This is a genomic window from Mesorhizobium sp. M8A.F.Ca.ET.202.01.1.1 (genome assembly GCF_004791595.1).
Classification (GTDB): Bacteria; Pseudomonadota; Alphaproteobacteria; order Rhizobiales; family Rhizobiaceae; genus Mesorhizobium.
This window is the reverse complement of record NZ_SRUN01000028.1, coordinates 1-20,289: the sequence shown is the minus strand read 5'-3', so window position 1 is coordinate 20,289 and position 20,289 is coordinate 1. Positions and strand designations below refer to the sequence as shown.

General features: G+C 64.8%; 23 protein-coding genes. 16 read left to right on the top strand and 7 right to left on the bottom strand.

The features are described 5' to 3' along the window. Window positions 1-150: 150 nt before the first annotated feature. Window positions 151-1,272: a helix-turn-helix transcriptional regulator gene (locus tag EN845_RS32635; RefSeq protein WP_167531556.1), complete on the top strand. Its 1,122-nt coding sequence runs from the start codon at window positions 151-153 to the stop codon at window positions 1,270-1,272. Between the two features lie 93 nt (window positions 1,273-1,365). Here the strand turns inward: EN845_RS32635 and EN845_RS32630 are convergent, their stop codons facing one another. Next, window positions 1,366-1,704 (bottom strand): hypothetical protein, encoded by a 339-nt coding sequence (locus tag EN845_RS32630; protein WP_127280499.1) that lies wholly within the window; start codon window positions 1,702-1,704, stop codon window positions 1,366-1,368. Window positions 1,705-2,026: 322 nt separating this feature from the next. On the opposite strand from EN845_RS32630, the gene tauA reads away from it, so the two are divergent. The 4 genes from tauA to EN845_RS32610 all read left to right on the top strand — a co-directional run bounded on the left by tauA (window position 2,027) and on the right by EN845_RS32610 (window position 5,049). Beyond that, window positions 2,027-3,040, top strand: a complete 1,014-nt coding sequence (gene tauA / locus EN845_RS32625; protein WP_127873548.1) for a taurine ABC transporter substrate-binding protein — start codon at window positions 2,027-2,029, stop codon at window positions 3,038-3,040. Between the two features lie 170 nt (window positions 3,041-3,210). Continuing rightward, complete coding sequence (locus tag EN845_RS32620; protein WP_127873549.1) at window positions 3,211-3,984, top strand: taurine ABC transporter ATP-binding protein; 774 nt, start codon at window positions 3,211-3,213, stop codon at window positions 3,982-3,984. Beyond that, complete coding sequence (locus EN845_RS32615; RefSeq protein ID WP_127873550.1) at window positions 3,981-4,841, top strand: ABC transporter permease subunit; 861 nt, start codon at window positions 3,981-3,983, stop codon at window positions 4,839-4,841. Before EN845_RS32620 ends, EN845_RS32615 begins: the two co-directional genes overlap by 4 nt. A 19-nt stretch (window positions 4,842-4,860) precedes the next feature. Further along, window positions 4,861-5,049, top strand: a complete 189-nt coding sequence (locus tag EN845_RS32610; RefSeq protein WP_127873551.1) for a hypothetical protein — start codon at window positions 4,861-4,863, stop codon at window positions 5,047-5,049. A 158-nt stretch (window positions 5,050-5,207) separates the two neighbouring features. Here EN845_RS32610 and EN845_RS32605 read toward each other — a convergent pair whose 3' ends face one another. Continuing rightward, a complete protein-coding gene (locus EN845_RS32605; protein WP_127281040.1) occupies window positions 5,208-5,495 on the bottom strand; it encodes a GIY-YIG nuclease family protein in 288 nt (95 codons plus the stop codon). Window positions 5,496-5,776: 281 nt separating this feature from the next. Between EN845_RS32605 and EN845_RS32600 the strand changes: the two genes are divergently transcribed. From EN845_RS32600 to EN845_RS32585, 4 genes are all read left to right on the top strand, one after another. Then, a complete protein-coding gene (locus EN845_RS32600; protein WP_127873552.1) occupies window positions 5,777-6,730 on the top strand; it encodes a sulfonate ABC transporter substrate-binding protein in 954 nt (317 codons plus the stop codon). 76 nt (window positions 6,731-6,806) lie between these two features. Further along, window positions 6,807-7,964, top strand: a complete 1,158-nt coding sequence (ssuD, locus tag EN845_RS32595; RefSeq protein WP_127873553.1) for an FMNH2-dependent alkanesulfonate monooxygenase — start codon at window positions 6,807-6,809, stop codon at window positions 7,962-7,964. Beyond that, window positions 7,961-8,737 carry an ABC transporter permease subunit gene (locus EN845_RS32590; RefSeq protein WP_127873554.1) on the top strand — a complete coding sequence of 259 codons (777 nt, stop codon included), beginning with the start codon at window positions 7,961-7,963 and terminating at the stop codon, window positions 8,735-8,737. The genes ssuD and EN845_RS32590 overlap by 4 nt, the downstream gene beginning before the upstream one ends. A gap of 7 nt (window positions 8,738-8,744) precedes the next feature. Continuing rightward, complete coding sequence (locus tag EN845_RS32585; protein ID WP_127873555.1) at window positions 8,745-9,542, top strand: ATP-binding cassette domain-containing protein; 798 nt, start codon at window positions 8,745-8,747, stop codon at window positions 9,540-9,542. A gap of 43 nt (window positions 9,543-9,585) precedes the next feature. Here EN845_RS32585 and EN845_RS35665 read toward each other — a convergent pair whose 3' ends face one another. Beyond that, window positions 9,586-9,771: a hypothetical protein gene (locus EN845_RS35665; RefSeq protein WP_167531555.1), complete on the bottom strand. Its 186-nt coding sequence runs from the start codon at window positions 9,769-9,771 to the stop codon at window positions 9,586-9,588. A gap of 310 nt (window positions 9,772-10,081) precedes the next feature. Here EN845_RS35665 and EN845_RS32575 point away from each other — a divergent pair, with 310 nt between their 5' ends. The 4 genes from EN845_RS32575 to EN845_RS32560 all read left to right on the top strand — a co-directional run bounded on the left by EN845_RS32575 (window position 10,082) and on the right by EN845_RS32560 (window position 13,422). Next, on the top strand, window positions 10,082-10,450 hold the full coding sequence (locus EN845_RS32575; protein WP_127873556.1) for a septal ring lytic transglycosylase RlpA family protein: 369 nt from the start codon (window positions 10,082-10,084) through the stop codon (window positions 10,448-10,450). 304 nt (window positions 10,451-10,754) lie between these two features. Beyond that, complete coding sequence (locus EN845_RS32570) at window positions 10,755-12,032, top strand: polyhydroxyalkanoate depolymerase (RefSeq protein ID WP_127873562.1); 1,278 nt, start codon at window positions 10,755-10,757, stop codon at window positions 12,030-12,032. 161 nt (window positions 12,033-12,193) lie between these two features. Further along, window positions 12,194-12,808, top strand: a complete 615-nt coding sequence (locus EN845_RS32565) for a transglutaminase-like cysteine peptidase (protein ID WP_127873557.1) — start codon at window positions 12,194-12,196, stop codon at window positions 12,806-12,808. A 365-nt stretch (window positions 12,809-13,173) separates the two neighbouring features. Beyond that, the gene (locus EN845_RS32560; protein ID WP_127277694.1) at window positions 13,174-13,422 is read left to right on the top strand and encodes a hypothetical protein; all 249 of its coding nucleotides are present in this window, start codon (window positions 13,174-13,176) and stop codon (window positions 13,420-13,422) included. Between the two features lie 186 nt (window positions 13,423-13,608). Here EN845_RS32560 and EN845_RS32555 read toward each other — a convergent pair whose 3' ends face one another. Genes EN845_RS32555 through EN845_RS32540 form a run of 4 tightly spaced genes read right to left on the bottom strand, consistent with a single transcriptional unit; the run spans window position 13,609 to window position 16,330 of the window. After that, on the bottom strand, window positions 13,609-13,977 hold the full coding sequence (locus EN845_RS32555; protein WP_127873558.1) for a helix-turn-helix transcriptional regulator: 369 nt from the start codon (window positions 13,975-13,977) through the stop codon (window positions 13,609-13,611). Beyond that, window positions 13,974-14,504 (bottom strand): Smr/MutS family protein, encoded by a 531-nt coding sequence (locus tag EN845_RS32550; protein WP_127873559.1) that lies wholly within the window; start codon window positions 14,502-14,504, stop codon window positions 13,974-13,976. The genes EN845_RS32555 and EN845_RS32550 overlap by 4 nt, the downstream gene beginning before the upstream one ends. Continuing rightward, window positions 14,504-15,601 (bottom strand): murein transglycosylase A, encoded by a 1,098-nt coding sequence (locus EN845_RS32545; RefSeq protein WP_127873560.1) that lies wholly within the window; start codon window positions 15,599-15,601, stop codon window positions 14,504-14,506. Before EN845_RS32545 ends, EN845_RS32550 begins: the two co-directional genes overlap by 1 nt. 21 nt (window positions 15,602-15,622) lie before the next feature. Beyond that, complete coding sequence (locus EN845_RS32540; RefSeq protein WP_127277701.1) at window positions 15,623-16,330, bottom strand: Tim44/TimA family putative adaptor protein; 708 nt, start codon at window positions 16,328-16,330, stop codon at window positions 15,623-15,625. Window positions 16,331-16,529: 199 nt separating this feature from the next. On the opposite strand from EN845_RS32540, the gene EN845_RS32535 reads away from it, so the two are divergent. The 3 genes from EN845_RS32535 (at window position 16,530) to EN845_RS32525 (ending at window position 20,011) form a co-directional block, all read left to right on the top strand. After that, on the top strand, window positions 16,530-17,027 hold the full coding sequence (locus tag EN845_RS32535) for an FxsA family protein (RefSeq protein ID WP_127873563.1): 498 nt from the start codon (window positions 16,530-16,532) through the stop codon (window positions 17,025-17,027). A gap of 426 nt (window positions 17,028-17,453) precedes the next feature. After that, window positions 17,454-17,957, top strand: coding sequence for a protein-export chaperone SecB (gene secB, locus EN845_RS32530; RefSeq protein ID WP_127277690.1), 504 nt, complete (start codon window positions 17,454-17,456; stop codon window positions 17,955-17,957). A 413-nt stretch (window positions 17,958-18,370) separates the two neighbouring features. Continuing rightward, window positions 18,371-20,011: an ABC transporter substrate-binding protein gene (locus tag EN845_RS32525; protein WP_127873564.1), complete on the top strand. Its 1,641-nt coding sequence runs from the start codon at window positions 18,371-18,373 to the stop codon at window positions 20,009-20,011. Window positions 20,012-20,289: the final 278 nt, after the last annotated feature.

The following is a 20,289-nucleotide window of genomic DNA, read 5'->3' as shown; positions in this document are numbered from 1 at the left end:
CGCCCGGGGCCGGATGACCATCCCCGTCGGGAGATGATCAAAGGGCTTGCCCGATCCGGATCATGCTTTAATTTTGCTGCGGTACAGCAAGGATTTTGTTGCCGTGCGGCAAGGATGGTGGCGATGCGTTCTGCCTTCTCGATGGCTCAGTTGTCCGAACTGATCGGGCTGATCTACGACGCCGCGATCGATCCCGCGCGCTGGCCCGTCGCGATCGAGGAGATGCGCATCGCGCTCGGCTTCGGGACCGCCGCCATCCGCCTGCAAGCATTGCCGTCGGGCGAGGTGCTGGTCAACGTGACCAGCAACATCCCGCAGCCCTATGTCGACCGGATGGCCAGCTACGGCGCTGAAATCGTCGAGCTATGGGGTGGCATGGCGGTGGTAGGCTCGCTGCCGATGGATCGGCCGGCGGTGTTGAGCCAAGTCAATCCCAACCTCGACACCACGACGAACCGCTATTTCGTGGAGTGCGGCAAACCGCAAGGCATGATCGATTCCCTGGCGCTGCCGCTCGCGCGGGATGGGCGTGGTCTAGGCTCGCTGTCCTTCAGCCGCCATGTCGATGCCGCTCCCATCAGCGATCTGCAGATTGAGGCCGCCCGATTGCTGATCCCGCATCTGCAGCGCGCCGCGACGATCAACCGGCTGCTGGACATGGCGGCGATCGCCCGGTCGACCTTCCAGACGGTGCTCGACACGCTGACGGCGCCGATCCTTCTCACCACCGCCGATCTGCATGTCGTGCATGCCAATCCAGCTGCCCAGGACATCGTCGCCACGGGCGAGTTGCTGAACATCCGCAACGGAGTTCTTACCGCCAGGGTCGCCGCCGTGTCCAGCGCGCTGGCCGTCGCGGTATCGCAGGCGGCACAGGACGAAAGCGCCATCGACCGCAAGGGACTGGGAGTTCCGATACGCTGGAAGGACGGCTCGGCCGGAGCCTTGCACGTGCTGCCGCTGCGTCCGGGGCGCGGGGCGTTCGATGCCAGCGTGGTGGCGGCGGTGTTTGTCGCACGCGCGGATACGCCCTTTGTCGCGCCGACCGCGCTGGTCGCGGCGCTGTTCGGCCTGACGCCGGCCGAGGCACGTGTCTTCGAGCAGATCGCGGCGGGCCGCACGGTGGAGGAGACGTCCGATGCCCTCAACATCGGCCGGAGCACGGTCAGGACGCATTTGCTGCGGCTGTTCGAGAAGACCGGGGTGCGGCGACAGGCCGAGCTGGTTCAGCTCGCCGCGTCGCTGGCGTCGCCTATGGCCGGCGTGGCGTAGCCCTGTGAGCAGACCCCGGCTGCGGGGAGACATACGGCGCGGGCCGGTTGCAACCAGCAAAGAACTCAAGCGGCCTTGTCGCGGGAATTCATTTCAACCAGGCAGTCCGATCCGCAAACCAATGTGCTCGATCACGCTGGCAAGCGTTGTCTTTTTGATCTCGAGCGAAATTTTCGTCCTCGCGCGCGCGGCCGGGATGAACAATTCTTCCTCGCTGTACCTGCTCAGGAACGCCGCCACGGCCGACAATTCGGCACCCTTTACGCAGATATTTATAATGCTATGCGACGGCCGCTTTGCGGCGCGCTCGGATAGGATCTGCAGCGGCCCGCAAGTGCAGTCACAATATCCTTCGTCGTGGTGATAAATACAAATACAGTGCTGGTATTGCGGGCAAATTGTATTGCATTCGCAATCATCCTCAATTGTCATCGTATTCTCCAAGCATTTGAAATCTATGGGTGCCCATTGGATCGGGACTAGAGGTAGACGCAGACCACCACGAAAAGAATTTCGGGTCGTCCACCGTTCGGTGGACAGTGACGGTCCCAGCCCGACGATTTCGCCCCCGACGCCCGTACCGCTATGTCAGGGTGGGCGCACCGGAGCCGCCCTTTCCGCCTCGGCGGGGTCTCATCGGCAGATTTTTTCCAACAAACCCACCTTCGTTGGAAGGATTTAACTCTACAAGAACCATAGAATTAGCTGACTATGAACAGGCAATCCGGTTTTCCCCTTTTTCAAGGAGCCTTTCATGTCCAGCATTTCACGCCGCATCATTCTCCTGTCTTCGGCGGCCCTTGCCGGCGCCGCCTTCCTCGGTCCGGCCATGGCCGATGACCGGAAGATCACCATCGGCTACCAGACGGTGGTCGAGCCCTCCAAGGTGCCGCAGGCCGACGGCGCCTATGAAAAGGCCACCAAGGCCAGCATCGACTGGCGTAAATTCGATTCCGGCGCCGACGTCATCGCCGCGGTCGCCTCCGGCTCGGTCGATATCGGCTATGTCGGCTCGAGCCCGCTGGCGGCCGCCGCCAGCCGCGAACTGCCGATCCAGACAATCTTCGTGGTCGGCCTGATCGGGCCGTCGGAAGCGCTGGTCGCCCGCAACGGCGCCGGTATCGAGAAGGTCGCCGACCTCGCCGGCAAGAAGGTCGCCGTGCCGTTCGTGTCGACGACGCATTACAGCCTGCTTGCCGCGCTCAAGCATGAGAATGTCGATCCGAAGTCGGTCCAGATCCTCAATCTCAGGCCGCCGGAAATCGCCGCCGCCTTCGCGCGCGGCGATATCGATGCCGCCTATGTCTGGGATCCGGCGCTGGGCCAAATCAAGACATCGGGCAAGGTGGTGCTGGATTCCTCGCAGGTCGCCGCCTGGGGCGCGCCGACCTTCGATGCCTGGATCGTGCGCACCGACTTCGCCGACAGGAATCCGGAAGCCGTGCGCGACTTCGTCAAGGTGACGGGATCAGCCTATGCCGAATATCTCGCCAAGCCCGACGCCTGGTCGGTGTCGTCGCCGCAGGCCGCGTCGATCGCCAGGCTCACCGGCGCCAAGCTGGAAGAAGTGCCGGAGCTCCTGAAGGGTTATGTGTTCCCGACGCTTGAAGAGCAGGCCTCGGACAAATTCCTCGGCGGCGGCACGGTCAAGGCGGTCGCGGCCGCGTCCGCCTTCCTCAAGGAGCAAGGCAAGGTCGACGCCGTGCTGCCGGACTACTCGAAATACGTGACGTCGAAATACGTCACCGAGGCGCTGGCCTCGAACTGACGGCCCAAACGCGCGGCTCACCTTCCCGGACGCCGTGCGTTGCCTGTCCCGGAGCCGCTGACGAGGCGCGGTTTCGGGGCAGGCGGATTTTACCGAACCGATTCATCCCTGACGCAATTCCGGACGGAAAACCGCCTGACACTTTTCTGGAATTGCTCGGCGAGGGGCCCATGCCGAATCTCGTGCTCGACAAGATCTCCATCCACTATGACGGCCAGCCGGCGCCCGCCGTCGAGCGGGTGTCGATCAACGTCGCCGGGAATGACTTCGTCGTTCTTGTCGGCCGCTCCGGCTGTGGCAAGACCTCGCTGCTCAACGTCGCCGCCGGCCTGGTCGCGCCCGCGCGCGGCACGGCCTCGATCAACGGCCAGCCGATCACCGGACCCGGTTCGGACCGGGCGGTGGTGTTCCAGAACGATGCGCTGTTTCCCTGGTTGACCGCCCGCGAGAACGTCGCCTTCGCGCTGCGGCTGCGCGGTGTCAGGCCGATCGAGCGGGCGCGGCGCGCCGACCGGCTGCTGGACCTGGTGAAGCTCGGCGATGCCGGCGACAAGCGCATCTGGGAGCTGTCGGGCGGCATGCGCCAGCGTGTCGGCCTTGCCCGCGCGCTCGCCGCCGAACCCGAATTCCTGCTGCTCGACGAGCCGCTCGGCGCGCTCGACGCGCTGACGCGCGAACGCATGCAGACGACGCTGCTCGACCTTTGGACGGTAAGCCACGCCGGCGTGCTGATGGTGACGCACGGCATTGAGGAAGCGCTGGTGCTCGCCACCCGCGTCGTCGTGCTGGCGCCCGGCCCCGGACGCGTGGTGCGAACCTTCGAGCCGGGCTTCTCCCGGCGCTATGCCTCCGGCGAGCCCATTCGCGCCATCAAGGCCGACCCGGCCTTCGCGGCGGCGCGCGGCGAACTGACCGACGCGATCTTCGAGGGAGAGGCGGCATGACCATTTCCTCCTACACGGAACGGCCCGGTTCAACGACGGACGAAACCGACGGCCTGTCGGTGCCCTGGTCGAGGCCACGGACGAAACGGACCGGCGTTTCGGCGCGCATGGTCAGCGCCGCCACCATCCTGGCGGTGCTGGCGCTCTGGACGCTGTCGGCCCGCCTGCAGCTGGTGTCGCCGGTGTTCCTGCCTTCGCCGCTCGCCGTGTGGAACAAGTTCGTCGTCGTCATCCGCGACGGCTTCGTCGACGCGACGCTGCTGCAGCATGTCGTCGCCAGCCTCGGCCGCGTCTTTGCCGCGCTGGCCGCCGCCATCCTGGTCGGTGTGCCGGTGGGGCTCGCCATCGGCATCAGCACGGTGGGGCGCGGCATCTTCGATCCGCTGCTCGAATTCCTGCGGCCGATCCCGCCGCTGGCCTATCTGCCGCTGGTCATCATCTGGTTCGGCATCGGCGAGCCGTCGAAGATCCTGGTGATCGCCATCGCCATGCTGGCGCCGGTCGCCCTGTCGACCGCCTCGGGCGTCCGCGGCGTCTCGCGGGAGCGCATCAACGCCGCGCGTTCGCTTGGCGCGACGCGCGCCCAGGTGGTCCGCCACGTGATCCTGCCCAGCGCCCTGCCCTCGATCCTGACCGGCCTGCGCATCGCGCTCGGCGCCGGCTGGTCGACACTGGTCGCGGCCGAACTGGTGGCGGCGACGCGCGGCCTTGGTTTCATGATCCAGTCCGCGGCCCAATTCCTCGTCACCGACGTGGTGGTGATGGGCATATTGGTGATCGCGGCCATCGCCTTCGTGCTCGAATTCACCATCCGCCGGATCGAGCGCGTGCTCGTCCCGTGGGCGGGGCGTGAATGATCGGAAAAGGAGAATGACGATGACCCATTCCACCGCCGTGTTGTTTGCTCATGTCGGCTCCTGGCTGCTCGGCCTTGCCGCCGACGACAAAGCGGCAAACGAGGACGGCCCGCGCTCGCCGGCGCCGGTCCATCTCCGCGCCGGGCACGACCGCCTGCCGCCGCGCGACGAGAGCTTTTATTGGGCCTGGCAGTACTGGTCGCAGTGAGGGAGCAGTGATTGGCGCACCGAGGCATAGCGTTAGCGATCTTTCGCGCTAGCCTCCACGTCTTCGTCATCCTAGGGCGAAGCAAGGAGCAAAGCGACGCGCGCAGACCCTAGGATCCATGCCGCGACTGTGGTGCGTTGCAACGGTGCAAAAACGGCTCACCACCCAGTTCCGCGAAAGAGTTCGAACCATTCCGGATTAGCTTTCTCGATCAGCTCGATCTTCCATTGGCGTGGCCAGCGTTTCAGGGACTTCTCACGTTGGATCGCATCAGTGATGTCGAAATACTCTTCGTACCAGACAAGGCGTTGCACGCCGTAGCGACTGGTAAAGCCTGAGCCTTGGCCAGATTTGTGCTCGGGTACACGGCGGCCGAGGTCGTTGGTGACGCCAATGTAGATAGTGCCACGTTTCTGGCTTGCGGTCATGTAGACATAGCCGGTCATGTTTGAAGCGTAATCCGGGTGAGTGAGCGTGTAAGCGTCGTTTCTGATCCGTCGCATTCTACGACCAAAGTCACGGCATGGATCCTAGGGTCTGCGCCGCGTCGCTTCGCTCCTTGCTTCGCCCTAGGATGACGAAGGTATAGGTGCCGTAGAAAAAAATTCCGCCCGTCACAATCATCTCGCAAAATTATTTCTCTACTAAATTTATAGAACTACCTAGCCTGATCCATCTTCCAACCGGTGAGGACATTTCCTGCCGCGCGCATTGAAGGAGAGGGATCATGTTCAATCTGACGAGACGCGTTTTCGGCATTGGCCTTCTGGCCGCGACAGTCGTGCCGTCGTTCGGCGCCGCCGCGCAGGACCTGAAGCAGTTCAGCATCGGCTACCAGAAGACCGGCCTGCCGGTGATCGCCAGGCAGCAGCAGGTGATCGAGAAGGCGCTCGGCGACAAGGGCGTTACCGTGAAGTGGGTCGAGTTCACCGCCGGGCCGCCATTGGTCGAAGCGCTCAATGTCGGTGCCATCGATGCCGGCTGGACCGGCGACGCGCCGCCGATCTTCGGTCAATCGGCCGGCGCCAACATCGTCTATGCCGCGGCGCTGCCGTCCAATGGCGAAGGCGAGGCGATCTTCGTCAAGCCGGCCTCGCCGGTCCAGGCGGTCGCCGACCTCAAGGGCAAGCGCGTCGGCGTCGGCAAGGGCACCAGTGCGCATAATCTTCTCGTCGCCGCGCTGGAAAAGGCAGGTGTCGCCTTCGATCAGATCACGCCGGTCTATCTCAGCCCGGCGGATGCGGCCGCTGCCTTCGCCAGCGACCAGATCGATGCCTGGGCGGTCTGGGATCCCTTCTTTGCCATCGCCGAAACCCGCTACCAGCCGCGTGTGCTGGCCCGCTCCAGCGAGGTGCTCAAGGTCAACACCTATTTCCTCGCCAACAAGGATTTCGCCAAGGCGCATCCCGAAATCGTCACCACGACCATCGCCGCGCTTGGCGAGGCGGCGAAATGGGCGGACCAGAATCGCGACAAGGTGGCCGAGGCGTTGCATGAGGTGACCGGCGTGCCGCTCGACGCACAGACCATCGCCGCCAATCGCAGCAAGTTCGGCATCTTTCCGATCACCGACGAGATCGTTGCCGGCCAGCAGGCTACCGCCGACCGCTTCTACAAGCTTGGCCTGATCCCCAAGGCGGTGCGGATTTCCGACGCGGTTTGGACAGCGCCGGGCAATTGATTTTTCGTCACGCGGCGCCGGGTGGAGGAACGCCCGGCGCCGTTGCCATTGTGCCTTTGACCTCCAGGAGGCCGCCTTGACCACGCCAGCCAAGCCACTCGATTTCTTCTGGTTCATCCCGACGCATGGCGACGGTTCCTATCTTGGCTCCGAGCAGCAGCAGCGGCCGCCGGAGTTCGGCTATTTCAAGGAGATCGCGCAGGCAGTCGACCGGCTCGGCTTCCCCGGCGTGCTGTTGCCGACCGGACAGAACTGCGAGGATTCCTGGATCACCGCCACTGGACTGGCGACGCTGACCGAAAGGCTCAAATTCCTCGTCGCGCTGCGGCCGGGCGTGACCCTGCCGACCTTCGCGGCGCGCCAGACGGCGGCTCTCGACCGTCTGAGCAACGGCCGCCTGCTGCTCAATGTCGTGGTCGGCGGCAATCCGGCCGAGCTTGCCGGCGACGGCGTCTTCCTGCCACATGACGAGCGCTATGCGCAGGCGCATGAATTCCTGACCATCTGGCGCGGTCTGGTGTCCGGCGAGCGCGTCAATTTCGACGGCAAATATTACCGCGTCGAGAATGGCCGCCTCGACCTTCTGCCATCACAGGAGCGGCCGCCGCTTTATTTCGGCGGCTCGTCCGACGCCGGGCAGGATCTTGCCGCCGACCTGGTGGATATGTACCTCACTTGGGGCGAGCCACCGGCGCAGGTCGCCGAAAAGCTGGCTTCGGCGCGCGCGAAGGCGGCATTGCGCGGCCGCGAACTGCGTTTCGGCATCCGGCTGCATTTCATTGTTCGCGAAACCGAGGATGAAGCCTGGCGCGCCGCCGACCGGTTGATCAGCCACGTCACCGATGCGCAGATCGAGAACGCGCAGGCGCGGTTCCTCAACCAGATGGACTCGGTCGGCCAGCGCCGCATGGCCGAACTGCATGGCGGCCGCCGCGACAGGCTGGTCGTCTCGCCCAATCTGTGGGCCGGCGTCGGGCTGGTGCGCGGCGGTGCCGGCACCGCGCTGGTCGGCACGCCGGAGCAGGTCGCCGACCGCATTCGCGAGTACCAGGCGATCGGCATCGACACCATCATCGGCTCCGGCTATCCGCATCTCGAGGAAGCCTATCGCGTCGCCGAACTGCTCTTCCCCAAGCTCGGGCTTGGTACCAGGCGGCTCAAGCCGCGCGAAGACATCGCCAACGAATTCTCGGTCGGCTTCCATGGCGCGGCCCGCCTGCAGGCCGCGTCATGAGCTTTTCCACGCACCTGCGCAGGAACGGCATCGGCTGGCTACTGCCGGTGCTGGTGCTTGCCGGCTGGGAGGTGGCGTCCCGCGCCGGCGTCATGCCGGCCAACGTGCTTCCGGCACCAAGCGCCGTCGCCGAGGCCTTCTGGCGTTTGACGCTGTCCGGTGAACTGATCCGCAACATCGGCGTCTCGACGGCGCGCGCCCTGGCCGGCTTCGCCGTCGGCGGCTCGATCGGCTTCGCGCTCGGCCTTGCCAACGGGCTGTCGACGCTGAGCCGCGGCCTGACCGACACCACGCTGCAGATGATCCGCAACATTCCGCACCTGGCGCTGATTCCGCTGGTCATCCTGTGGTTCGGCATCGACGAGGAAGCAAAACTGTTCCTGGTGGCGCTCGGCGTGTTCTTTCCGATCTACGTCAACACGCTGCTCGGCATCCAGAGCGTTGACCCGCAACTGGTGGAGATGGGCCGCGTCTACGGCATGGACCGGCGCGCGCTGTTCTTCCGCGTCATCCTGCCCGGCGCGCTGCCGGCGATCTTCGTCGGCCTGCGCTACGCCTTGGGCATCATGTGGCTGACGCTGATCGTCGCCGAAACCATCTCGGCCAGCTCCGGGCTCGGCTACATGGCCATGCAGGCGCGCGAGTTCCTGCTGATCGATGTCGTCGTGCTGTCGATCCTGATCTACGCGCTGCTCGGCAAGCTCGCCGACAGTCTCGCCCGCCTGCTCGAGCGCCTGTCGCTCGGCTGGCATCCCGCCTTTCAGAACGGATGAGTATTCGATGCCAGCCGCCAGTCTGACCGCCGTCCGCTCCTTTGTCACCACGCCAGCGCCCGCGCGCCCGGCGATATCGGTCGAAGGCAGGCGTGCCTTCGCCTTCAAGGGCGTGGAGAAACGCTTTGGCGACAAGACCGTTCTCGACGGCATCGATCTCGACGTTCCGGTCGGGCAGTTCGTCGCCGTCATCGGCAAAAGCGGCTGCGGCAAGAGCACGCTGCTCCGCCTGCTCGCGGGGCTCGACCGGCCGACTTCGGGATCGCTGACGCTGGGAGCCGAGGAAGAGGGCCACAGCCGCACGCGCTTCATGTTCCAGGAACCGCGCCTGCTGCCCTGGGCCAGCGTGGTGAAAAATGTCGAGGTCGGGTTGACCGGCCTCGCCTCCGGCACGCAAGCGAGGCAACGCGCGCTCGACATTCTTGGCGAGGTCGGTCTCGCCGATCGCGCCGATGAATGGCCCTCGGTGCTGTCCGGCGGCCAGAAGCAGCGCGTGGCGCTGGCCCGCGCGCTGGTCGGTCACCCGCAGGTCCTGGCGCTCGACGAGCCGCTCGGGGCGCTCGACGCGCTGACCCGCATCGAGATGCAGCAATTGCTGGAGCGTATCTGGATAGCCCAGAAATTCACCGCCGTGCTGGTCACGCATGATGTCGCCGAAGCGGTTGCGCTCGCCGACCGGGTGGTGGTGATAAGCGGCGGCAGGATCGCGCTCGATCTGGATGTGCCGGTGGAACGGCCGCGCCGCCGCGGTTCCGCCGAGCTTGCCCGCCTCGAAGGCAGGATTCTCGACCAGCTGTTCGGTTAAGGCCGCAGCGCCGGCGCGATTGACGAGCGGCTTCCCCGACCTTTCATCGAAGCCGACGGTTCGCCCACACCAGCCCGGCCAGGCCGATCAGCATGGTGGCGAGGCCGATATAGAGCCATTGCGACTGGCCGGTCATGAAGCTGCCGCCGATCACGCCGATGCCTTGCAGCGACCACAGCGCACCGATGGCCAGCACAATCAACGCCAGCAGATTCTTGGTCAGTCTCATTGTCGGACCCCGATTTTGAAAGTCGATCGATTGCGGCGCTATCGACGCGATGAAAGAGCCGAAGGAAGTGACCAGATCGCGCAGGTTTCTATTTGAAGATCAACGTCTAACCTTGTCATGAAAGTCCTTCCTGCCGATCAAAACAAGGTCGAAAACTGATCCTGGCGCGCCAGAAACTCCCTGACAGACTGTTACCCGGTGACTCCAAACGTGTGATCTCGCCATGGAACCGCCAGATCACTGCCGCATTTCCTGCCTTATTCTCGACCTAACGGCTGGGGTCTGTCAAAAACGGAGCCATCCCCCAAATATGAAGACCCCAAAACAGACCGCGCTTGTCGCGGTAACGATCGCGGCTGGCCTGATGGTCGGCGCCTCCGCCACTTCGGCAACCGCCGCCGCCGGCCAGTGTGGCCGCGCTTCCTGGTACGCGCTGCACTCGAAGACCGCCTCGGGCGAGCGCATGAACCCCTCGGCGATGACCGCCGCCCACCGCACGCTGCCTTTCGGCACCAAATTGCGGGTCACCAACAAGAACAACGGCCGCAGCGTCGTCGTGCGCATCAACGATCGTGGTCCCTTCATCAAGGGCCGCGTTCTCGACCTGTCGAAAGGCGCCGCCGGCCAGCTCGGCTTCATCGGCTCCGGCCAGACTGCGGTCTGCATGGCGCGCGTCTGATATGACCGTCTCTTGACCATGATCCCTCCCGGACCGCGGCTCAGCGGCGCAAAGCGGGTATTTTTCGGGGATCATGGTCAGGTGTCCGGCGTGAAGGCCTGACACATATCCTACACATTTCGGCGGCGCACATTGAGCCGGCTGTGCCGTCCGGGGCCGGTTTTCAAGGCTTTGGACGAAAGAAGCATTGGTCACGCCACGTGACGTATTGCATCGCAGCAATTAGTTGTTAACCTCCCCGCGTGACATTCAAGGCTCGGCGCTGCTCGTCGTCCCTTCGGTCGAGGCAGCAGCGGGGTTGTTGATGTACTACCAGCTCTACGAAATGAACCATGCCGCCTTGCAGCCGGCCCGGCTCTATGCCGACGCTGTCCGGCTCTTCTACTCCAATCCGCTCAATCCGGTCTCGCACACACCCTGGGGCCGATCGATCGCGGCCGGCGCCGAACTGTTCGAGCGCACCACACGCCGCTACGGCAAGCCGCAATTCGGCCTGGCCAAGACGGTGGTCGACTGGAAGAGCGTCGCGGTCACCGAAAAGATCATCTGGTCGAAGCCGTTTTGCAATCTCGTCCGGTTCGAGCGCGCCGTTCCCGCCGGACGCAAGGCCGACCCGAAGCTGCTGATCGTGGCGCCGATGTCGGGTCATTACGCGACGCTGTTGCGCGGCACGGTCGAGGCGATGCTGCCCTATGCCGATGTCCACATCACCGACTGGGTCGACGCGCGCATGGTGCCGCTGGCCGATGGCAGCTTCGATCTCGACGACTATATCGACTACATCATCGACATGCTGCACACGCTGGGTCCGGACACCCATGTGATGGCGGTGTGCCAGCCTTCCGTGCCGGTGCTGGCGGCGGTTTCGCTGATGGAAACGCGCGGCGACCCCTTCGTCCCTTCGACGATGACGCTGATGGGCGGACCGATCGACACCCGCCGCAACCCGACCGCGGTCAATCTGCTGGCCGAGGAAAAGGGCATCGACTGGTTCCGCGACAACGTCGTCATGCGCGCGCCCTGGCCGGTGCCGGGCTTCGGCCGTGAGGTCTATCCCGGCTTCCTGCAGCTTTCGGGCTTCATGAGCATGAACCTCGACCGCCACATCATCGCCCACAAGGACTTCTTCATGCACCTTGTGAAGCATGATGGCGACAATGCAGAAAAGCACCGCGACTTCTACGACGAGTATCTGGCGGTGATGGACCTGACGGCGGAGTTCTACCTGCAGACCGTCGACACCGTCTTCGTGCGCCATGCGTTGCCCAAGGGCGAGATGACGCATCGCGGCACCAGGATCGATCCGTCCGCCATCCGCAACGTTGCCCTGTTCACGGTCGAGGGCGAGAACGACGACATTTCGGGCCTTGGCCAGACCAAGGCCGCGCAGGACCTGTGCGTCAACATCCCCGCCGACAGGAAGGCGCATTACATGCAGCCGGCGGTCGGCCATTACGGCGTCTTCAACGGCTCGCGCTTCCGCTCCGAGATCGTGCCGCGCATCGTCGACTTCATCACCAGCTATGGCCGCCAGAACCGGGTGGCGGTGAAGCCGAAGCTGGTCCGCACCGCCAAGCGGTAGGCAATTCTAGAAACGGAGCCGGGCCGCCGGCCCGCTTCTGTTGCACAAGTGCCGCTGTCCCTCCCCGCGGGTAACCATGCTGCAAATCAACCCGACGTCGTAATTGACACGGAGTGTAAATCGCCCTTAACGTTTCGTTAACAACAGGGCGAGCGGGGACAATGAATTCCTCAACCATGCGAAGGCTGCGCGTATGCGTGGCAGCCGGGCTGGCAGTAACGGGAGGCTGGATGGCGCCGGCCTGGGCTTCGGACGCGATGGCGACCGGGGGCCTCACCTCGCAGCCGATCGGGCACTACGATTTCTGCAAGCAGCATCCGGACGAATGTTCGATCCGCCCGTCCAATCTCGCGCCGGCCGCCCTGACCGACGGCTTGATGCGCAAGCTGCTCAACGTCACCGCCAGGGTCAATGCATCAGTCAAGCCGATGAGCGACATGGACATCTATGGCAAGGACGAGGTCTGGGCCTATCCCGACAAGGGCGTCGGCGACTGCGAGGACTATGTGCTGGAGAAGCGGCGCCAGCTGTCCCGCACGGGCGTTTCGCTCGCCGATCTCTTGATAACCGTGGTGCGCAAGCCCGATGGTGAAGGTCACGCCGTGCTGACGGTGCGCACCGACGGCGGCGATTATGTGCTCGACAATTTGACCGACAAGGTCAAGCCCTGGGACCAGACCGGCTACCGCTTCCTCAAGCGGCAGGCGATCGACAACACCGGCCGCTGGGTCTCGATCCGCGGCGGCCAGCAGGTTCTGGTGGGCTCGGTGCAGTAGGGGCCGACAGCCGGGGACCGCTTGAGGCGGCGTAACCATCGCTTCGTCATCCTAGGGCGCAGCAGTCGCGAAGCGACGTCGCGGAGACCCTGGGATCCATGCCGTGACATCACCATAGAGCACAACGGCCCAGCAATACGCGCTGGTTATCTTCATGTCAGCACCGCCAGGTTCCGCACCGTTGCGGAGTTCGCAGGTCGCGGCATGGATCCTCGGGTCTGCGCGTCCGCTTCGCTACCGCTCCGCCCGTGGATGACGAACTCCTTTGGGGCCCCTCGAAATTTTTCATCCCTCCGTGAACCATTTCCGTTCGCCCGGCGACACACAGCCGTGGACGATAGAAACCCAAACCATGGAGACTTCAAATGACTGCTTTCCTGCGCAACACCCTTCTCGCCGCCGCTGCCGTTTCGGCCCTGACCGGATCCGCTCTGGCCGAGCAGACCATTCCAAGCTGCGCCAAGACCAGCCTCAACGACCTGTGGAGCGGCCGCTGTTGCGGCGCCGCCGGCGCGTCGGACTGCCTGGGCGGTGGCAATGGCGGCCGCGATCATGGCAACCATGGCGACCATGGCCGTGGCGGCAATGGCGGCAGCACGGCCGGTAAGAATTGATCTCACCATGGCTGCCCGTCGGCTACTCGCCGGCGGGCGCTGTTCTTGCGATCGGGCGATCGCTCGGCCGCAGCAAAGTCGGAGCAAAGAACCGATTCTCTAACTCTTTGTTTTTACGCAATTCCCAAGGGGAAGCGCTACGCGCTTCTCCCGGGAAAACCGCTACGCACTTTTCCTGCAATTGCTCTAGGATCGCCGGCCCAAGGCCGCCTGGATCGATCCTGTGATGCGGCGCAAGTCCGCCTCATCCAGCTTCTCGATGTTTTCGGCCAACAGGTTGGCGAGTTCGGTGGCGGCGGGGGAAAGACCCGACGTGTCCAGCCTGACGCGCGGGTGCGAGGCTTCGGCCAGCCGCGCCAGCTCCTCGGCATCGTCCCAGATGATGTTGAAATAGCCGATGATCTTCTGGATCAGCGTCCAGGTCGGCGCGCCGCGCCGGCCATGCTCCAGCGCCGAGAGATAGGCGGCGCTGACGCCGATCGCCGCGGCCATGTCCTTCTGGCTGATGCCGCGCTCGGCTCTCAGCGCCCGCAGCTTCTCGCCGAACGGCGTCATGAGCGCGCCCGCCGCAGCCTGATATAGAGCGCGCCCGAGCCGCCATGGTTGCGGGCGGCATGGTCGTGGCTGGAGACCAGCGGCCGAAACGCCGGCGTCGACAGCCAGGCCGGCACGGCGCGCCGCAAGACACCGTCGCCGCCCGAGGACGACCCCTTGCCGGTGATGACCAGCACATAGCGGACGCCGCCGGCATGCGCCCGGTGCAGGAACGAGAACAGCAGCGAATAGGCCTCGTCCTGCGTCATGCCATGCAGGTCGACGCGGCCCTCGATCGGCAACCGGCCCTTCTGCAACTTGTCCAGGGTCGGCTCGTCGAGCCGGTGTGTGACATGCTGCACCTTCGGCTTTGCCGCGCCAGCCGGGCCGGCGGCGGGCTGGGCCGGCTGCGACGGCGTCGGCCTGGCATCGACGGCCATGTCTGCAATGTCGACGGCGGCGCGGCCCTTGAGCGGCTTGGCCGTGCGCGCCACCAGGTTCCACAGCACCCGGTCGTCCTCGCTGAGTTTGTCCGGACGCTTGCTCATCATGCGCCCCCGGCCAGCGCGCGCGGCACCAGCGCGTAGAAATCGGCGGCGTTGCGCACCACGCCGGCGATCTCGCCGGCGGTATCGCCCGAGCCGGCGAACAGGTCGCCGCGCGCCGGTCCGGTGATGGCCGAGCCGGTGTCCTGCGCGATCATCAGCCGCCGGAACGGCCTTTTGTCGAAGGCGGTGAGCGTCGGCGCATCGATGTAAAAAGGCGTGCCGAATGTGTGCAGCAGCCGGTCGACGGCCATCGAGCGGCCTGGCGTCAGCGGCACCTTGGCGGCCGCGATCGGCCCGAGCGCGGCGTCATCCACCGCGGCCTCGCGGAAGAAGATGTAGGAGCGGTTCCGCCACAGGATCTCGTCGACGCGCCGCGGATGCGCCTTGAACCAGGCGCGGATCGACTGCATCGTCACGTCCCCCAGCGGGATTTCCCCCAGCTCGCTCAGCACCTTGCCCGGCCCGGTGAAACGCTGGCCGGATTTGGCGGCGTAGGTGACGCGGCAAAGCCGCCCATCGGTCATGACGAGCCGCGCCGCGCCTTGCACATGGATGAAGAAGGCATCGACCTTGTCGGCCAGCCAGGCGATCTCCAGTCCCTGGCCGGCGATCGCGCCGCGCTCGATCGCGCCACGGTCGGGATATTCGGCCAGCCCGTCGGCGGCCCGGCGGGCGAAGGCGAGATAAGGATCCATCCCGGCCGGCCGGTTGGCGTCGTCGACGTCGACAAGATCGGCCGGCCGCGACAGCAGCGGCACGGTAAAATGCGCCGTCCGCACCGGCGAGGCCTCGACTTGCGGCTCGTAGAAGCCGGTGACGAGGCCGGCGCCGGTTTCCGGCCGGACCAGCATGGGAACGAAATGGCGCTCGAAGAAGGCGCGGGCCTCGGATCGGTTTGCCGGCGCGGCGCCACGCGCTTGCGCATAGGCTTCGGCGAAGGCGCCGAAATCGACGCCCAGCGCACCGCTGCGATAGGGTTTTATCGGCACATGCAAGGCGGAACGGGCAAACGCCTCGAAGGCCGGCAGATGGTCGCCGCCGCCCCAGCCGGGCAGGTCGCCGAAGGACCTTTCAACAAGGAGAGGCGACAGCGACACCGGAGCCCGCCTGTTCCGGGCTCAGTCTTCTTCTTCGGTGGCGACGAGCTTCCAGTTCGGATCGCGCGAGCGCGTGTCGCGGGCGAAGGTCCAGACATCCTTGACCTCGGCCACGGTTTCCGGATCGCCGTCGATGACGGCGCCGGCCTGGTCGCGCGTCGCCGAGATCAGCTCGCTGATGATGCGCAGCGTGACATGCGCCTCGCCGCCCTTCATCTCGGCCGAAACGATGTCGGCCTTGTCGATGCCGACGAAGGAGGACTGGATCTTTTCCGACTTGGCCTCGCGCTCGCCGATCGCGGCGACGAACCCGTCATAGACCTCCCGCGACAAAAGGTTCTTCAGCGTTTTGCGGTCGCCGTCGGCATAGGCCATGACAATCATCTCATAGGCCATCTTGGCGCCGTCGACGAAACCCTTGGGATCGAAGGACGGGTCGTTGTCCTTGATCGCGCGCAGGCCCTTGTTGAGGTCGGTGTCGGGCTTGGCGAAGGCGTCGATCGCCGTATAGGCGTCGGCCGGCGCCGCCTCGCCGGGCAGCCGCTTGCGCGGCAGCGAAACCACGTTTTCGGGCTTCTGCGTGGCCTCCTTGTCGGTGCGCGCCGCCGTGTAGGGGTCGAAGGGCGGCCGCTCGCTACCGGTCCGACGGCCCAGCACGTTGCGCAGCTGGAAGAAGATCACCACCGCCGCGATCAGGAAGAAAATCGTGCCGAAGTCGAAGAAGCCCATATTTTCCGCCAATCAATCCCTGCCTCTAGGCCGGACCGTCAAGCCGACAGGCCGCGGTCGCATAGCGTTCACCATTCAAAGCATATAGAACGCAAGGCGCAATCATTCAAATCAAAGGCAGGCATACCTATCTAACAGCCTCCGTGCCAGCGGCGATTGGTCGCCGGCGGGCCAAAACAATCGAATGGTCGGTAAAGACTTGCGCATTTCGCTGCTTCCCTTCTTTCTCCTCGCGCTGCCGCTGCTGGAAATCGCCGGTTTCGTCGTCGTCGGCCGTGAGGTCGGCGCGCTGGCGACGGTCGGCCTGGTGCTGGCCTCGAGCTTCGCCGGCGTGCTTCTGCTGCGGCACCAGGGTTTCGGCGTCATGGCTCGCATCCGCGCCGAGATGGCCGCCGGCCACGACCCCAGCCGCCAGCTCGCCCATGGCGCCATGATCGTGGTCGCCGCGATCCTGCTGATCATCCCCGGCTTCATTACGGACATTATCGGCCTGCTGCTGTTCCTGCCGCCGGTGCGCGACTTCGCCTGGAACAGGCTCAAGGGCCGCATCGTCGTGGCCAGCAATTTCTCCACCGGCGGCTTCCGCCGCCAGCGCGACAAGGTCATCGACCTCGAAGACGGCGACTATTCGCGCGAGGACGACCTGAAGCGCGGCCCGGACCACAATTCGCCCTGGCGGCGGCTGAAGGACGATTAGAGTTCTGATCTGTTCCGAGAGGCCGGCGCCGCCCCTCATTGCCCTGCCGGGCATTTCTCCCCGTATAGTGACGGGGAGAAAGAGGCTGCCGCAACGCCGGCCGCATCCTTCCAACGTTGATGATTGGCGAAACCATCGGACACAGCACCCCCTCTCCCCGTCACTATACGGGGAGAGGATGCCGGTGTCCGAACCGGATAGATAGGTAACAGAATGGACCGATAGCATGGGTGACAGTTTTCTTGTCCGCCGGCCTCCCGCGATGATCTTCCCCGCACGAAGCGTCCGCCACGATCGCCCCAAGGCCACAAGGCGGCAAACCTTGTCTTGTCATGCCGGCCATGGTAGCGAACGCCCGATTTCAATTCGGTCAGCCCCGATTCAATTCGGTGAGCGAGACTGCCCAGGGGAAAAGGATATCGGCTCATGGCCAGCAATGATGACGCGCCGGTCGGCGCCAACGGCAACGGCAATGGCAGCGCGGCGCAGCCGTCGCTCAACGTGCTGGCCCAGTATGTCAAGGACCTGTCCTTCGAAAGCCCCGGCGCGCCCAACTCGCTGCGCGGCCGCGACAAGGCGCCCGGCATCGCCATCAACGTCAACGTCAACGCCAACCCGCTCTCCGACAAGCAGTTCGACGTCAACTTGACGCTGAACGCCAAGGCTTCCTTCGACCAGGAAGTGCTGTTCAACGTCGAGCTGATCTATGGCGGCGTCTTCGCCATTTCGGGCTTCCCGCAGGAGCACATGCTGCCGATCCTGTTCATCGAATGCCCGCGCCTTTTGTTCCCCTTCGCCCGCCAGATCATCGCCGAGGCGACGCGCAATGGCGGCTTCCCGCCGCTGATGCTCGACCCGATCGATTTCGCGCAGATGTTCCAGCAGAAGATCGCCGAGGACCAGGCCGCCTCGCAGACCAAGGTGAGCTGACGCTCGGCTGACAGGGATCGCTTTGAAAAACCCGGCCTCGCCGGGTTTTTTGTTGTGGGGCCGCCTCTTCCCTTCGTCATCCTAGGGCGAAGCAAGGAGCGCAGCGACGCGGCGCAGACCCTAGGATCCATGCCGGGACTCTGAAGCGTTGCCACGGTCCAGAATCTGCTCCGCTGCGCCAGTCGGCAAGGTCGCGGCATGGATCCTCGGGTCTGCGCGACGCCTCTGCGCGGCTGCTCCGCCCGTGGATGACGAAGCCGCGAGCGGAGCACCGCACAAGTCCTGCGGATTCCAGAACACTCCCCTCGATCCCCCAGCCCTATCATCGCGCCCTCAGGCAAAGGCGTCCCGGCGGTCGCAGCCGCCCCCGCGTTGGCGATCGGTCGGGACGCCCAACAAAAGAGGGAACGATGATGAAATTCATGCTGACCGACCGCAAGCTCCACCCGCAAGCCAGACCTGTCGCCGAGGATTTCAAGACGGGCGGCATCAGCCGCCGCGAATATCTGGCGCTCATGGCTGGCCTCGGCGTCAGCGCCGCCGGCGCCTTTGCCCTGGGCGGCATCGCCGCGGCCCCGGCCCGCGCCGCCGAACCCAAGAAGGGCGGCACCCTGCGCGTCGCCATGAACGTCAAGGGCTTCAAGGATCCGCGCACCTTCGACGGTGTCGAAATGTCCAACGTCGCCCGCCACTGCAACGAATATCTGGTGCGCTGGAACACTGATTTCTCCTTCGAGCCCTGGCTCCTGGAAAAGTGGGAGATGAGCGACGACGCAAAAACGTTGACCCTGCATGTGCGCAAGGGCATCACCTGGTCGAACGGCGACGCCTTCAATGCCGATGATGTCGTCCACAACCTCGCCCGCTGGTGCGAGGCGGGCGTCGCCGGCAATTCGGTCGCCGCGCGCATGGGCGCGCTGGTCAATGCCGACACCAAGAAGGTGGTCGATGGCGGCATCGAGAAGGTCGACGATTTCACCGTCAAGCTGAACCTGCCGAAGCCCGACATTTCGCTGATCGCCGGCATGGCCGACTATCCCGCCCTGATCATGCACCGCTCCTATGACGGCGACGGCGACCCCATGAAGGCGCTGGCGATCACCACGGGTCCCTGCGAGTTGGTGAAATGGGACGCCGAGACGGGTGCGGAGGTGAAACGCAAGGACAAGCCCTGGTGGAAGGGCGAGTTCCATCTCGATGGCATCCAGTGGATCGACTACGGCTCCGATCCCAACGCGATGCTGTCGGCGTTCGAATCCGGCGAGATCGACACCGACCACGAAACCGCCTCCGACGCCGTCGCGCAGACCGACAAGATGGGGCTCAAAAATTCCGAGATCGCCACCGGCTCGACCATCGTCGCCCGCTTCAATGTCGGTAATGCGCCCTATGACGACGTCAAGGTGCGCCGCGCCGCCCAGCTCGCGGTCGACAATGCAGCCGTGCTGAAGCTCGGCCTCGACGGCCGGGGCAAGCCTGCCGACAACCACCATGTCGGCCCCATGCATCCTGAGTTTGCCGATATCGGCCCGGCCAAGCGCGATGTCGAGCAGGCCAAGAAGCTGCTCGCCGAATCCGGCAAGGCGGACCACGAGTACGAGCTGATCTCGGTCGACGTCGAATGGCAAAAGAGCACCGGCGATGCCATCGCCGCCCAGATGCGCGAGGCGGGCCTCAAGATCAAGCGCACCGTGCTGCCCGCCGCCACCTTTTGGAACGACTGGAGCAAATACCCCTTCTCCTGCACCGAATGGCTCGGCCGCCCGCTCGGCGTCCAGGTGCTGGCGCTGGCGTACAAGTCCGGCGCCGCCTGGAACGAAAGCGCCTATGCCAACAAGGAATTCGACGAACTGCTCGACAAGGCGCTCGCCATGCCCGACGCCAAGGCACGCAAGGAGATCATGGCCAAGATCGAGCAGAACCTGCGCGATAGCGGCATCATCATCCAACCCTACTGGCGCTCGGTCTACCGCACCTACCGCAAGGGCGTCGAAGGATGTGAGCAGCACCAGGCGCTGGAACAGCACTTCGAGAAGGTCTGGATCGAAAGCTGAGGCTAGCGCGGCGCCTCTTCCTTCCCCCTTGTGGGGGAAGGTGGATTGCCGCGAAGCGGCAAGACGGATGAGGGGTGCGCCACGGAGCGAGGCCTTCGTATCTAAAGCTTTGAGTCCGCGCCTATCTTTCCGGCATCGCCAAGCTGGAACACCCTTGTGTGTTTGGAATCGTGCATTGTTGAGGGTGCCACGGACCAGGTGCTTGCCTGATCCGTGGCGGCGGTCGAGAGCCCGTCACCCCTCAGGTGGCTTAAACCGTGGATGAGCTGGGGCCCGAC